The organism is Ensifer sp. D2-11, assembly GCF_054161295.1.
In genome coordinates this window covers 110,859-123,310 of sequence record NZ_CP096436.1, presented here as the reverse complement: position 1 = coordinate 123,310, position 12,452 = coordinate 110,859, and the positions used below count along the sequence as shown (strand labels likewise).

The window sequence follows — 12,452 nt, the reverse complement described above, 5'->3', positions numbered from 1 at the left end:
CCAAACCAGGCGTCGAGGGAGGTGGGACAAAGCCAAATGCGAGCCGGGTCCACTCTTTCTGGACTTCGTGCTGGACCGCTGCTCGAAACGAACCTCGCCGGGCCATGACGATCTCCCACGGAGATCCCAGCGTGTTCGTCGAGCGACCGGAGGGGCAGCTGTTATAATCCAAGTTCTTTTTTCACTGAAGGTCATCAGACTACTTCTCCTATATGCCGTCTACCAACTCCAATTCGGCAAACAAGATCGCAGCAGTTTGGAGCGACGGCTCTCCGAAGCCTTCGACGCGCTCGACTCTGGCCGCCCACGGCCGCCCGGCAGCGGCGGCCCAGGAACGGGCGGGGCGATCGGGAGCATTGGTTGCTTGCGCTAAGGTGCGGGTTTTCTAGCGGCAAGCAAGGTAATCACGCAGGTAAGGACAGCCAGCAAGCCGTAGCCCATCGCAAGCTCGAAAAGGTCAAACGTTCGAGAGAACTGTCCGGCAAGGAAGGATGGGATCGCCGCGCCGCTGTAGGAGGTGGCGTAGATCAGCGAGAAGATTCCGGCTCGCTCACGCGCGGAGGCCGGCGTTACGAGCGCGCGGATGCTACCGGTCAATACTACGCCTTGCGCGGTTCCGGCGAATATACTTGCGACGAGAAAAGGAACAACGGCGCCAACCCACAAGGAGAGAAGAATGCCGCCGACCGATAGCGTAAAGGCGACCATGCCGATGCGTTGCGCGCTCGCCGGGGATAATCGTCCAGAAAGAGGTCCACCGACTGCGCTTGGGGCCATCATTGAGGAAAACACGGCGGCTGCGATCAGCGTGTTTGTCGAGCCGAGCAAATCCGTCGCCATTGCGGGTCCGAATGCTTGGTAGAACCCACCCAAGGCCCAGGTCGCGACGAAGGTGCAACTCGCCACCGGATAGAGCCTTCGACTGGCTTCTGGCAATGTCGCCGTCGGGCGCAGCGAAGCGACCGCACCTGGTTGGCACGGCGCCGTTTCCCTGCTCATCATCACCATGCAGGCGCTGACGACCAGACCGGCGATAACGACCAGATAGGGAAGGGTTCGCTGGATCGGGCCATATTCGGCCAGCGCTCCCGAGCCGAGCGCACCGATCGTCAGACCGACCATTGGCGCGGTGCTTGCGACTGCCGCGGCGAGCCACTGGGGATCGGAAGGCGCATTGTCGACGATGAAAGTGTTGGTCGCGCTGGACGCCACGCCGCAGGCGAGCCCAAGCAGCACACGCCCGAGGATCAGGGGAGCGGCATGTTGCACGTCGAGCAGGACCAGCGAACCGGCAGCCGCCAATGCGAGTGAGACCAGAACCACTGGACGACGCCCGAGATGATTCGACAGACGACCGAGGAACACCAGTGCCACGATTGTACCGACGAAGTAGCCGACCGCAGTCAGAGACAGGTCGAGATAGGTGAGGCCTTCCGCCTCACGATAGATCCCATAGAGTGGGATCGGAGCCGCTGAGGCGGCAAAAGTGGAAAGCAGCGCGAGGGTTGCCGCAATGAACCCGAACCTTCGAGAAATGCCATCAGAGATCGACATCGGTGGGGCACCAAGCTCCAAGGGTGAGAATTCGAAATTTCCGGCGCTTTGGGCCGTCGCCCTCATGCGCGTTGGGCCATCTGTTTGAGCAGGTTGCGCTGTCTCTAATGGATGCTTTCGACACTCTTGTCAGCGAGCGCGAATCCCTGCGACAGCTTCAGGCCGAGCGTGACACCCAAACACCACGGCGCACCACACCAAAACTCGATGTGATGAACGTCGGCCTTCCCAAATGCGCCAGCTAATATATAGTGATGACACCGCCCCGCCATAATCCAGGGCTTTTTGAATGCTGTTATGAGCACCATTCATCAATGCTGGTGATGACGCGTTTGCAAGTTCCCATTCACCGCAAGAGGCTCATTTACCGCCAGCCTCCGGAATCGGCTTCTCCAACCGGTCGAATGCGACGCTGCAAAGGTCATACTTCGTTGTGAAGTTGGCCGCCGCGCAGCAGTCGTCGCGCAATGTCAGCTGTCTGAAACATTGCCCGCTCGGTGGGCGAATGGGCCGCAAGGTAGCGCGCGACCGCGACCAGGATGTGCCGGCCTTGATCGGTGTTGCCCCACTCCCCGAACTGCCGCACGCCGGCATCGAGCATCTGATAGGCGTGGAAGCCCGCATCCTCGCGGAGCAGCGCGTGCGCGAGCGTTGCAATGAGCGCCTCGGGCGGATGGCCGAGCGTGAGATTACGCGCGACCAGCCGCGCGGCCGTGTCGACCTGGCGTTGGCGATTGAAGGCTCCCAGCAAAGCCGCCCCGATATCCTCGATCATGTCGGGAAGCTCGTCCAAACTTTCGCCGCCTTCGCCGGGCAACCGCGCGGGTGGCACGTTGAGGTAGCGGGTGAGGTAGACCGCCATCGCCCCGTGAAGCACTCCCCGGACCCCGTCGATCCCGGCATTCGGCTCGCTACTGTCCCTCCCAATTCGCTTCAACGCTTGATGGACGGCGTTGGCGTAGGTGAAGACGTGGTGGGCCGTCTCCCAGTCGGCATGTTCGTTCGCGCTGCCGAAGCGCGCGACGCGCAGCGCCGCGGCGTAGGCCAACGAACGGCCGAGATCGGCAGGCGAAGCCCCCGCCCGAACCGCCGCCTTGAGCGCCGCCAGGATCGAGTTCGGATCGTCGCCGAGAAGAGCGGCGGACAGTTGCGCATGATCGGACCAACCATCGGTATGGGACGCAGTTTCGAAAGTCTCTTCGAGGTCCGCCGCCGCCTTATCGCACAATGCGACAAGGTCTATCGGGTGGCGCCATACGGTGGTCTCCTCGGCGCCACGCGCCGCCACCATCTGCCCGACCACGCTCGGCAGCACGGTGTCGGCATGTTCCCAACCGATCAGGTCGAGGCACTCGCATGCCTTGTTGATGAAGTCGAGTGAGTGCCCGCCGTCGGCAAAGGCTCGGTCCGTCGCCGCCGCGTACAGCAGGCGCGCCAGGCCGGTCGGCGGGGTTTCAGTCGCCGCAATTGCAGTGAGCAGTGTGCGTTCGGCGGCCTCGCGATGGCGTACGGCGCACCAGTGCCGGAGCCAGCGCTGGAGCGTCGAAAGATCGTGCCGGCTCGCAAGCGGGTCACGCTTCCGTCGCGGCGCCTCGCCGTCGCAGTCGGCGGCGACCCTCCGGGCGCCGTTGAAGAGCGCGAGGTAAATCTCCTCTTCCGGCAGCACTGCGAGTAAGTTGCCGAGCGCGGTGAGGATGGTCGCGCCGATTCCCCATCCGTCACGGTTCTGCACAGCAAACAACGCCACCTGCCGCAGGATCTCCGGTGCGGGCACACCAGCCGTTAGCTGTCCGCGCACGGCCTTTGCGATCACGAGGCTGAGATTGTGGGCCAGACCGTCGTCGAGCCGACCGCGCCAGTGGCTCGAAGCGTCGGCATGGGCTAACGACGGCTTAATCCAGACCTGTTCATCACGCACCTCGACCGGAAAATTCGGGACATCGTCTGCCCAGAGATCGAAGGTGCAGCCGCTCGCCAGATCGAAGCGCGCGTGATGCCAGTGACAGGTCAGGATACCGTCCTCCACACTGCCGCGATCGAGCGGAAAGCCCAAATGTGGGCAGCGGTTGTCGAGGGCGAAAACGCGCCCCTCGTCATAAACCACCAGGATCGGGGAATGGCGGCCATGCAGCACGAGCCCACCCTTGGCCTTCAGTTCAGCGAGACTGCAGGCGTGCACAAAGTCTGAGGTCGGCACATCCATCGGTATAGCTCTCATTGCGCGGTGAAGCCGCCATCGACCGGCAACGCGACTCCGACGACGAAGCTGGCTCCCGGGCTGCAGAGCCAGAGGACGGCCGCTGCGATCTCGTTGGCGGTTCCGAGACGACCGATCGGCTGGTTGCGGACCGCCTCGGCCATGTCGAGCTCGCCTTTCGCGAGCATGTCGGCGACCATCGGCGTGTCGATCGTTCCGGGACATACCGCGTTGATGCGGATGCCGTGGGGCGCATACTCGAGCGCCGCGCTTTTGGTCATTCCGAGCACCGCGTGCTTGGTGCCGTGATAGGCTGCACGTTGCGGGAGGCCGACGAGACCGCCCAAGGACGAACAGTTGACGATCGCACCGCTCCCTTGATCGCGCATCACGCGCAACTCATGCTTCATGCAGGCCCACACTCCCCGCTGGTTGATCGCGGTGACGCGCTCGAATTGCTCGATCGCCTCGTCGGCGGCATCGGTAGGGGGCACCTGGATGCCGGCATTGTTGAACGCCATGTCCAGCCGACGGTACTCCGCAACCGCACGGTCGACCAGGGCCACTACCTGCGCCTCGTCGGAAACGTCGCAGGCGATGCCGGTCGCGATGCCGCCGTCTCGGACGATTTGCTCGGCCTCCTTCGCGGCGAGATTGCCGTCCAGGTCGGCTAGCACGACGGAGGCGCCGCTTTCGGCGAACATCCGCGCTGTCGCCAGTCCCATGCCTTTGGCGGCGCCGGTAACCAGCGCCACCTGCCCCTTGAAGTCATAGCTCGGATTCATCTCATTCCTCTCGTCATGCTGCGAGTAGCCGTAACGTGTGGGCCTATTCACATGCCCCCGGTGAACCAGTTCGCCCGCGCCCTGGCGGAGAATCCCGAGCCGCCGCTCTCGCGCGCCACTTCTTGTTGCCCGCCGTGCGGAGCCTTCGCCTGGTAGCCAGTCAGAGCAGCTTGTCCGGCGTGATCGGCAGCTCGCGGAGGCGCTTTCCCGTGGCATGATAGACAGCGTTGCCGATTGCCGGGGCGACGCCGACGAGGGCGATCTCGCCGAGGCCCTTCACACCGAGCGGGTTCACGTGCGGGTCCTCCTCGTCCACGAAGATCACGTCCATGACGGGCGGCGCGTCGGCATGCACGGGAACAGCGTATTCGGCGAGGTTGGCGTTCGTAACGCGCCCGTTGCGGGGGTCAACGACGGAATGCTCCATGAGCGCCATGCCCATGCCGCCGATCATGCCGCCGACGCACTGGCTGCGGGCGGTCTTCGGGTTAACGATGCGGCCGGCACCGTAGGCGCCAACGATGCGGCGCACGCGTGTCTCGCCGAGATCCGGATCGACGGCGACCTCCGTGAACACGGCGCCGAAGGAGTGCATGGAAAAGCGCTGGCCCGCATCGCCGGGAGTCGAGTCTGCCGTCGCCTCGACGGGTTGGCCCAGACGAGCCATGGCCCCGACGAGATCGTTGGCTCCACCACGGGCAAGCGCATCCTCCCTCGCCTTACGGCAAGCTGCCTGGACGGCACTACCGACGCTTGCCATGGTCATCGAGCCGCCATGCGGGGGTGTTCTCGGCATCCGTGTATCACCGAGACTGAACTTGACCCGCTCGATGGGCAAGCCGAGCGTGTCGGCGGCTACCTGGGTCATGGATGTCCACGTGCCCGGTCCCATGTCGCTGGCGGCACTTGTCACCTCGGCGGTCCCATCCGGCAGAAGACGCGCCATGGCCGAAGCCGGCGCAAAGTTCACTGGATAGGTTGCCGTCGCCATGCCCCAGCCGATCAGCCAGCGTCCGTCCCGCATCGAGCGAGGCTTAGGCGTCCGGCGGCTCCAGCCGAACCGCTCGGCCGCAACGCGGTAGCATTCCCGGGTCGAGCGGCTCGAGAATGGCAAACTCTTGAACTCGTCCTGCTCCGGCTCGTTGCGCAAGCGGAGCTCGACGGGATCGATGTCCAGGGCCACCGCGAGTTCGTCCAGTGCGCATTCCAGCGCAAAGACACCGCTCGCCTCGCCGGGGGCGCGCATCCAGATGGGGGTGTGCACGTTCATGGGCACAAGACGATGGCGCGTGTAGACATTCGGACAGGAATGCAGGATTCGCGTCGCGTCCAGTAGGGCCTCCGCAAATTCCTCGTAGGTGGACGTTTCTTCGTATCCGTCGTGCAGGATGGCCGTTAAACGGCCGTCGCGCGAGGCGCCAAGGGCGACCCTCTGAACCGTGTGCGGCCGGAAGCCGGTGCCATAGTACATCTCGCGCCGCGATAGCATCAGCTTGACCGGGCGCCCGGCGACGCGCGCGCCGAGCGCCGCCAACGTCACATGCGACCAGGCGCGCAGCCCCGAACCGAAGGCGCCACCGACGAAAGGAGAGACCACGCGGACGTTCTCCGCCCTAATACCGAATACAGCGGCGATCTCTTCGGCCACGCCATACACATATTGTGACTTGTCCCAGAGCGTCAGGCGGTCGCCATTCCACGCTGCTACCGTGGCGTGCATCTCGATCGGGTTGTGGTTCTCGCGCGGGATGACATAGGTCTGCTCGACCTTGACCTCGGCGCTTGCAAGCGCCCCGCCGGGATCGCCGCGCCGCGTCTCGGGCGGCTGGGTTGTGGCCTGGTCAGTTTTTTGCTGAGTTGGCAGAACCGGTTCGCCAGCATCGATATCGGTGGCCGCGGTCTCGGGCGCGTAGGTGACGCGGAGCAAAGTCGCCGCGTGGTTCGCCTGTTCCAGAGTGTCAGCAACGACCAAGGCGATCGGATGGCCCTGATGATTCACGCGGTCGTCCTGAAGCACATGGAGCCGCTCGCCGATCGCGGGGTCAGTGAAGCCCTTATGCGGAGCATAGGCGAGCTTGGGCGCATTGCGATGGGTGAGAACAGCGACGATGCCAGGCGCCTGCTCGGCTTCCGCTGTTTCTATCGAGGTAATACGGCCTGCGGCGACCGTACTCCGCACAACTGCCGCATAGGCTTGGTTCGGTTGATCGAATTCGGCGGCATAAGTGGCGCTGCCGATGACCTTGGCGCGCCCGTCGACACGGCTGATAGGCTTTCCGATAACGGCGGTGGTCATGCTCGAGCTCCTGCGGTTTCGACCGCACGCACGATGGCGCGCTGCATCAGTTCGATCTTGAAGTCGTTGCTGCCGCGCCCCTGCGCTCCCTCGGCGGCAAGAGCGGCAGCCTGCCGGAGGGCAGCGGGGTCGAGGCTGGCGCCGGCGAGCGCCGCTTCAACCTCGGGAACGCGCCACGGCTTGGTCCCCACCCCGCCAAGGGCAACGCGCGCCTGCCGGATGCGGTCGCCGTCCATGTCCAGCGCCACCGCGGCTGATACGACCGCGAACTCGAAGGAGGCACGGTCACGTACCTTGAGATAATGTGAGCGCCGCGCCGCCGGATTGGCCGGCACCATGATCGCGCTGATCACCTCGCCCGGCTCCAGCACGGTTTCGATATGCGGCGTGTCGGCGGGCAGGCGATGGAAGTCGGCAAGCGGCACCGAGCGCTCACCGCCGGCTCCGCGCACCTCGACCGTCGCATCGAGCGCGACCAGCGCCACAGCAAGATCCGAGGGGTTGACGGCGATGCAGTTGTCACTCGTGCCGAGAACGGCGTGCCAGCGGTTTTCGGCATCGAGCGCGGCGCAGCCCGAACCTGGCGTGCGCTTGTTGCAGGCCTCGTAGCCGACATCCCGGAAGTAGGGACAGCGCGTGCGCTGCAGCAGGTTGCCGCCCATCGTCGCCTGATTGCGGACCTGAGGGCTCGCCGAATTCAGCAGAGCATCGGATATGAGAGGAAACTGCTGCACCACATCTGGATGAGCCGCCACATCCGCCATCGTGGCGGCGGCTCCGAGCCTTAGCCCCTGTAGTCCGAATTCGATTCCGTCGTCTAGAAGGCCCGCCAGGCTCACCAGCCTTTCGGGCCGGCGGACATCTTCCTGCAGAAGCTGCACCATATCGGTGCCGCCGGCGATGTATTCGGCCGGCGCATCCGTGCGGCCGGCCTGGGCGCCCAGTGCAAGCGCTGCGGAAAGGTCACGCGGGCGTTCGAGGATAAACGGATGCATGGCTCAACCTCCCCGCACCGAACCGGGCGCGGCAGCCGCGTCCTGAATCGCAGCGACGATGCCGTCATAGGCGCCGCAGCGGCAGATGTTGCCGCTCATCCATTCGCGGATCTCCTCCGGCGAGCCCGCATGACCCTCGCTGATGCAAGCTACGCCGGCCATGATTTGCCCGGACGTGCAGTAGCCGCACTGGAAGGCGTCGCGCTCAATAAAGGCGGTCTGCAGGGGATGGAGCTTGTCACCTTGGGCAAGGCCTTCGATAGTGGTGATCTCGCGCCCCTCGGAGAGCGCGGCGAGATTAAGGCACGATTTGACGCGCTTGCCATCGATCAGCACCGTACAGGCGCCGCACTGTCCGAGACCACAGCCCTTCTTCGAGCCTGTCAGTTGTAGATGCTCACGGAGCGCGTCAAGCAGCGTGGTGCGCGGATCAAGGGAGAGCCGATGCTCTTCTCCGTTTACACGCAAGACCACTTCGAGCGGAGAGGACGTCGGCCGGGCTTCCTGTGCGACCGCCAGCGACATAGCTCCCGGCATGAACTGTCCTCCCAGCAGAACACCGCCTGTCAATGCGGTGTACTCCAGCAACTCTCGTCGGGTCACATCGGGGCTGGTCATCGGCATGCCTCCTGTCTTTTGCGAATCTGTTCGAGCGGAGGGGCAGCACTCCTGATGCTGGAGACACGCCCGCCGGGCAATTGACGCAGTTGGATCGGAGTACCCGCAAGTTCCTCAAACGGAGGAGCTCCGGCAAGGTTTCATGAGCTATTTCGCATGAGGTTATGAGCAGGATTCATGAGCGAGTCGGCGGGCAATGGCACTTGTGGCCGAGCCGCCCGAAGGCGTTCCCGCGAAGGGCTTAGAGCCATTGTTTCGCGAACTGACGCTGCTGGAGGTCGTCTCAGAAGATGGTGATCCCGCTCGGTTCAGCCAGCTTGGCCATGAGCTGGTCGTGAAACTTCGGATCAGACACTTCGCGCGCCGTTGTCTCTTGCCGTCGTTGGTGCCAGTAACGGCCGCTCACCTTCTCGGCAGGTTCCTCGCTCGTTGCGAGCCAGTCTGGGTCAGATGCTCCATTTCGAGGTCGTCCGGTGCACGCGCCACCCATCCTCGAAGGCACCCAGCCGCACTATGCGCTGGCGCTCTCAAGGGGAGCTGTCGCGAAGCAGAAACGCTTCTGACGCTATAGAGCAGTCCGCCTTTTGCCTGCACGGGATACTCGAATTTATGAGAACGGTTCATGACGGCAAACGATTTTCTCCGTCTAATCACAGACGCGGCCGCCGCGTAGGATAGTCATTAAAGCCCTCGCTATTGGCGCGCGCCGACTGGAAGAGAAAGGCGTTCAGCTATCGGTGGCTTTCTGCGAGTCTGACGCCAACACCGGCGAGACACTTCGAAATAGCGACCAAGAGGTATCGAGTATGAGAATGGAACCGAACAACGATCGAATGGCCAAAAAGGAGAAGGATGTGTCGACCGATCGCCGGCGGTTCCTAATGGCAGCCGGGGCCACCGTCGCCGGCGCCGCCCTACCCTTCGGCGCCGGGTCGTGGACAAGCCCGGCCGCCGCCCAATCTGCAGACCGCGCTACAGGAGGAAGCACAATGAAAACCCGAAAGCTAGGCAGCCTGGAAGTATCCGAACTGGGTTTTGGCAATATGGGCCTCAGCGGTGGTCATTACGGTCCGGGCGTGGACAAGGTCCAAGGCATCCGTGTCATTCGAGAGGCCTACGAGCAGGGCGTCAGATTCTTCGACACCGCTGAAGTCTATGGCCCCTACCTTAACGAGGAACTGGTTGGCGAAGCGCTTGAGCCTGTCCGAGACGAGGTCAAGATCGCGACCAAATTCGGCTTCGCGATCGACGGCACCAATGGGCTCGACAGCCGTCCGGAGCGCATCCGGCGCGTCGTCGAGGAGTCGCTCAAGCGCCTCAGGACCGACCGTATCGACCTCTACTACCAGCACCGGGTCGATCTGACGGTGCCGATCGAGGATGTGGCCGGCACGATTAAGGACCTGATCCAGCAAGGAAAGGTGCTCCATTTCGGCCTGTCGGAACCGAGCGCCGCTACCCTTCGTCGTGCGCACGCGGTGCAGCCGGTGTCAGCCATTCAGACGGAATATTCGCTCATCGAGCGCAGCGTGGAGCGCAACGGCGTGCTTCAGGTCTGCGAGGAATTGGGTATCGGCTTCGTTCCGTGGGGGCCGCTGGGGCAAGGCTTCCTGCCGGGAACATTGGACGTGGGCGTGCAGTCGACCATGGACCCAAAGAATGACCTGCGAGCGACGTTCCCGCGCTTCTCGCCGATGGTCATGACGAACAACCAGCCAGTCATCGAATTTCTGAGGACGTTCGGCGCTAAGAAGGATGCAACGCCCGCCCAGATCGCCCTTGCGTGGCTGATGGCGCAGAAGCCGTGGATCGTCTCAATTCCCGGCACCGGCAACATGGACCACCTCCGCGAGAACAATGGCGCCGTCAACGTCCAACTTACGCCTGAGGACCTGAACGAGATCGAGACGGGCCTCGCGCGGCTCGAGATCTATGGCGGCCGCATGGATGCGAAGCAGATGGCCCAGATCGGCCAGGATTAAGCGAACCACCGTCACTCGCTGGTCGGTTCGATGATCCAGCGGCGCAGACACGGCCTTGCCTCACTCTCAAGGTGAGCCACGGCGTGCCTTTCCTCAGGAAGGATCTCCATGGACGTTACGTATAAATTTGAAGGCAAGGTCCAATTGGTGACCGGAGGCAATTCGGGCATGGGCTTCGCCACGGCGAAGGCATTCGCGCGCGCTGACGCCGCAGCCACTGTGACAGGCCTCGATCAGGAGCCGTTGGACCGGGCCGTCGAGGAGATCCGGTCGGCGGGCGGAAAGGCGATCGGCATCCATTGCGACGTCGCCGACGAAGCTCAGTTCGCCGATATGGTCGCACGTGCGGTCGCGGAGTTTGGCCGTCTCGATGCGGCCTTCAACAATGCCGGCATCCAGGTTCCTGCGTCAGACACGGCGGACCAGTCGGCCGAGGAGTACGACCGGTTCAGCGCCATCAACCAGCCCGCTGTCTGGGCGTGCATGAAGCATGGGCCTCGGCAGATGCGAGAGCAAGGCAGCGGAGCGATCGTCAACTGCCCCTCGACCGGCGGCGTCGTCGGCCGCGCGGGGATCGCGGCCTACCATGGCACCAAGCGCGGCGTGATTGGGCTGATGCGGAGCGTGGCGCTCGAATACGCCGACCGCGACATCCGCATCAACGCCGTCTGCCCTGGCACGATCGACACGCCCATGGTGTCGAACATGTTGGACAAAGGCATGCTCAACATGGACGACCTGCTGCGCGACTTGCCGATGAAACGGCTGGGCACGGGTGATGAGACCGCGCGCGCCGTGCTGTGGCTGTGCAGTTCTGGATCGGGCTTTGTGACCGGCCATGCGCTTCTCGTCGACGGCGGGTTCACGGCCCAATGACGTGCGGAAAACCCAAGTCGGCAAGGAAACACATGGCCACGCTCGGGCTTGCCTTTGCCCTCGCCGGGCTCGGCTTCAGCCACGCAGCGTTGGCCCAGCAGCCGCTGTCCGAGCAGCTGACCTATGATGCCCGGACGCAGGGTCCGGTGCCGATCCCGCCCTCGGAGCGCGAGCTGCAAAGCGTCATGGCGGCGCCCTGGTTTCAGGTATCGGCCGAGGGGATCGTGCTCGAAGGCGCCACCTTCGACCAAAGGGGCAACATGTATTTCTGCGACGTGCCGGGCCGGCGCGTGTTGCGGCTGACGCCGGACCGGCAGCTCTCGACCGTCGTGACATTGGACCGTCTCTCTCCGGGTGGCCTCGCTTTTCACCCGGACGGTCGGCTCTTCGTCGCCGCCCTGGACATTCCTAACGGGGTCGGCGCAATAATGGCGGTCAATCTCGATAGATCGGGGCTCCAAGCGATCATTCCACCGGAGGCCGGCTACATGCCGAACGATCTCGTATTCGACGCCAACGGCGGATTCTACTTCACCGACTTCAAGGGGACCACGACCGATCCGAAAGGTGGAGTTTATTATACGTCGCCCGATCTCCATACGATCAGACCTGTGCTGCCGCACCTTGCCATGGCCAACGGCGTGGCGCTACGGCCAGATGGCAAGGCGCTCTGGGTGACGGAGTTCGGGCGCAACCTCCTGCACCGGATCGAGTTGGCCGACGCCTCCACCATTGCACCGATCGGTTCGGCAATCGCGTACCATTTCACAGGCCCTGCGCCAGACTCGATGCGCGCGGATGCCGATGGCAACCTTTATGTGGCGATCTACGGCCAGGGCCGCGTTCTGGTCCTCAACCAGAACGGAATTCCCATCGGTCAAGTGCTGCTGCCAGGCCGGGATGGAGGCCACAATCTACAATCCACCAGCATGGCCATCCGGCCCGGCACGAAAGATCTCTATACCGTGACCAGCGACGGGAGCGGCGGTGAGGGCGCTACGATCTTTCATGCCAAGGTGTTTGCCCAGGCTTTGCGGCCGTTCTCGCTGAACTGAAGCCGCCGCCGAACCCATTGGACTGGAGGTCGAGTTCTGCGCGCTGCTGATCCTCGATGGTGTCGCGCCAACGAATTGCTAAACTGACGCTAAC

Annotated in this window: 9 protein-coding genes; 3 read left to right on the top strand and 6 right to left on the bottom strand. The window is 63.7% G+C overall.

Features of this window, described 5'->3' with window-relative positions; translation table 11 throughout:
• Positions 1-369: 369 nt before the first annotated feature.
• The 6 genes from M1D34_RS31800 to M1D34_RS31775 form a co-directional block, all read right to left on the bottom strand.
• On the bottom strand, positions 370-1,554 hold the full coding sequence (locus M1D34_RS31800) for an MFS transporter (RefSeq protein ID WP_498786625.1): 1,185 nt from the start codon (positions 1,552-1,554) through the stop codon (positions 370-372).
• Positions 1,555-1,975: 421 nt separating this feature from the next.
• Positions 1,976-3,757, bottom strand: a complete 1,782-nt coding sequence (locus tag M1D34_RS31795) for a Rieske (2Fe-2S) protein (RefSeq protein WP_498786623.1) — start codon at positions 3,755-3,757, stop codon at positions 1,976-1,978.
• Between the two features lie 11 nt (positions 3,758-3,768).
• Positions 3,769-4,536 (bottom strand): SDR family oxidoreductase, encoded by a 768-nt coding sequence (locus M1D34_RS31790; RefSeq protein WP_088196158.1) that lies wholly within the window; start codon positions 4,534-4,536, stop codon positions 3,769-3,771.
• Between the two features lie 160 nt (positions 4,537-4,696).
• Entirely contained in the window at positions 4,697-6,832 is a 2,136-nt protein-coding gene (locus M1D34_RS31785; protein ID WP_498786621.1) for a xanthine dehydrogenase family protein molybdopterin-binding subunit, read from the bottom strand.
• Positions 6,829-7,827, bottom strand: a complete 999-nt coding sequence (locus tag M1D34_RS31780; protein ID WP_498786619.1) for an FAD binding domain-containing protein — start codon at positions 7,825-7,827, stop codon at positions 6,829-6,831. Before M1D34_RS31780 ends, M1D34_RS31785 begins: the two co-directional genes overlap by 4 nt.
• Before the next feature lie 3 nt (positions 7,828-7,830).
• Positions 7,831-8,445, bottom strand: coding sequence for a (2Fe-2S)-binding protein (locus M1D34_RS31775; RefSeq protein ID WP_127627010.1), 615 nt, complete (start codon positions 8,443-8,445; stop codon positions 7,831-7,833).
• A 989-nt stretch (positions 8,446-9,434) separates the two neighbouring features.
• Here M1D34_RS31775 and M1D34_RS31770 point away from each other — a divergent pair.
• The 3 genes from M1D34_RS31770 (at position 9,435) to M1D34_RS31760 (ending at position 12,358) form a co-directional block, all read left to right on the top strand.
• Positions 9,435-10,427 (top strand): aldo/keto reductase, encoded by a 993-nt coding sequence (locus tag M1D34_RS31770; protein WP_164831250.1) that lies wholly within the window; start codon positions 9,435-9,437, stop codon positions 10,425-10,427.
• 108 nt (positions 10,428-10,535) lie between these two features.
• Positions 10,536-11,303: a glucose 1-dehydrogenase gene (locus M1D34_RS31765; protein ID WP_088196161.1), complete on the top strand. Its 768-nt coding sequence runs from the start codon at positions 10,536-10,538 to the stop codon at positions 11,301-11,303.
• A gap of 32 nt (positions 11,304-11,335) precedes the next feature.
• Positions 11,336-12,358, top strand: coding sequence for an SMP-30/gluconolactonase/LRE family protein (locus M1D34_RS31760; protein WP_498786616.1), 1,023 nt, complete (start codon positions 11,336-11,338; stop codon positions 12,356-12,358).
• Positions 12,359-12,452: the final 94 nt, after the last annotated feature.

What these genes read in the sequence shown, in the direction of transcription:
- M1D34_RS31800 (WP_498786625.1), bottom strand. Translation starts at nt 1,554, where the DNA reads ATGTCGATCTCTGATGGCATTTCTCGAAGGTTCGGGTTCATTGCGGCA.
- M1D34_RS31795 (WP_498786623.1), bottom strand. Translation starts at nt 3,757, where the DNA reads ATGGATGTGCCGACCTCAGACTTTGTGCACGCCTGCAGTCTCGCTGAA.
- M1D34_RS31790 (WP_088196158.1), bottom strand. Translation starts at nt 4,536, where the DNA reads ATGAATCCGAGCTATGACTTCAAGGGGCAGGTGGCGCTGGTTACCGGC.
- M1D34_RS31785 (WP_498786621.1), bottom strand. Translation starts at nt 6,832, where the DNA reads ATGACCACCGCCGTTATCGGAAAGCCTATCAGCCGTGTCGACGGGCGC.
- M1D34_RS31780 (WP_498786619.1), bottom strand. Translation starts at nt 7,827, where the DNA reads ATGCATCCGTTTATCCTCGAACGCCCGCGTGACCTTTCCGCAGCGCTT.
- M1D34_RS31775 (WP_127627010.1), bottom strand. Translation starts at nt 8,445, where the DNA reads ATGACCAGCCCCGATGTGACCCGACGAGAGTTGCTGGAGTACACCGCA.
- M1D34_RS31770 (WP_164831250.1), top strand. Translation starts at nt 9,435, where the DNA reads ATGAAAACCCGAAAGCTAGGCAGCCTGGAAGTATCCGAACTGGGTTTT.
- M1D34_RS31765 (WP_088196161.1), top strand. Translation starts at nt 10,536, where the DNA reads ATGGACGTTACGTATAAATTTGAAGGCAAGGTCCAATTGGTGACCGGA.
- M1D34_RS31760 (WP_498786616.1), top strand. Translation starts at nt 11,336, where the DNA reads ATGGCCACGCTCGGGCTTGCCTTTGCCCTCGCCGGGCTCGGCTTCAGC.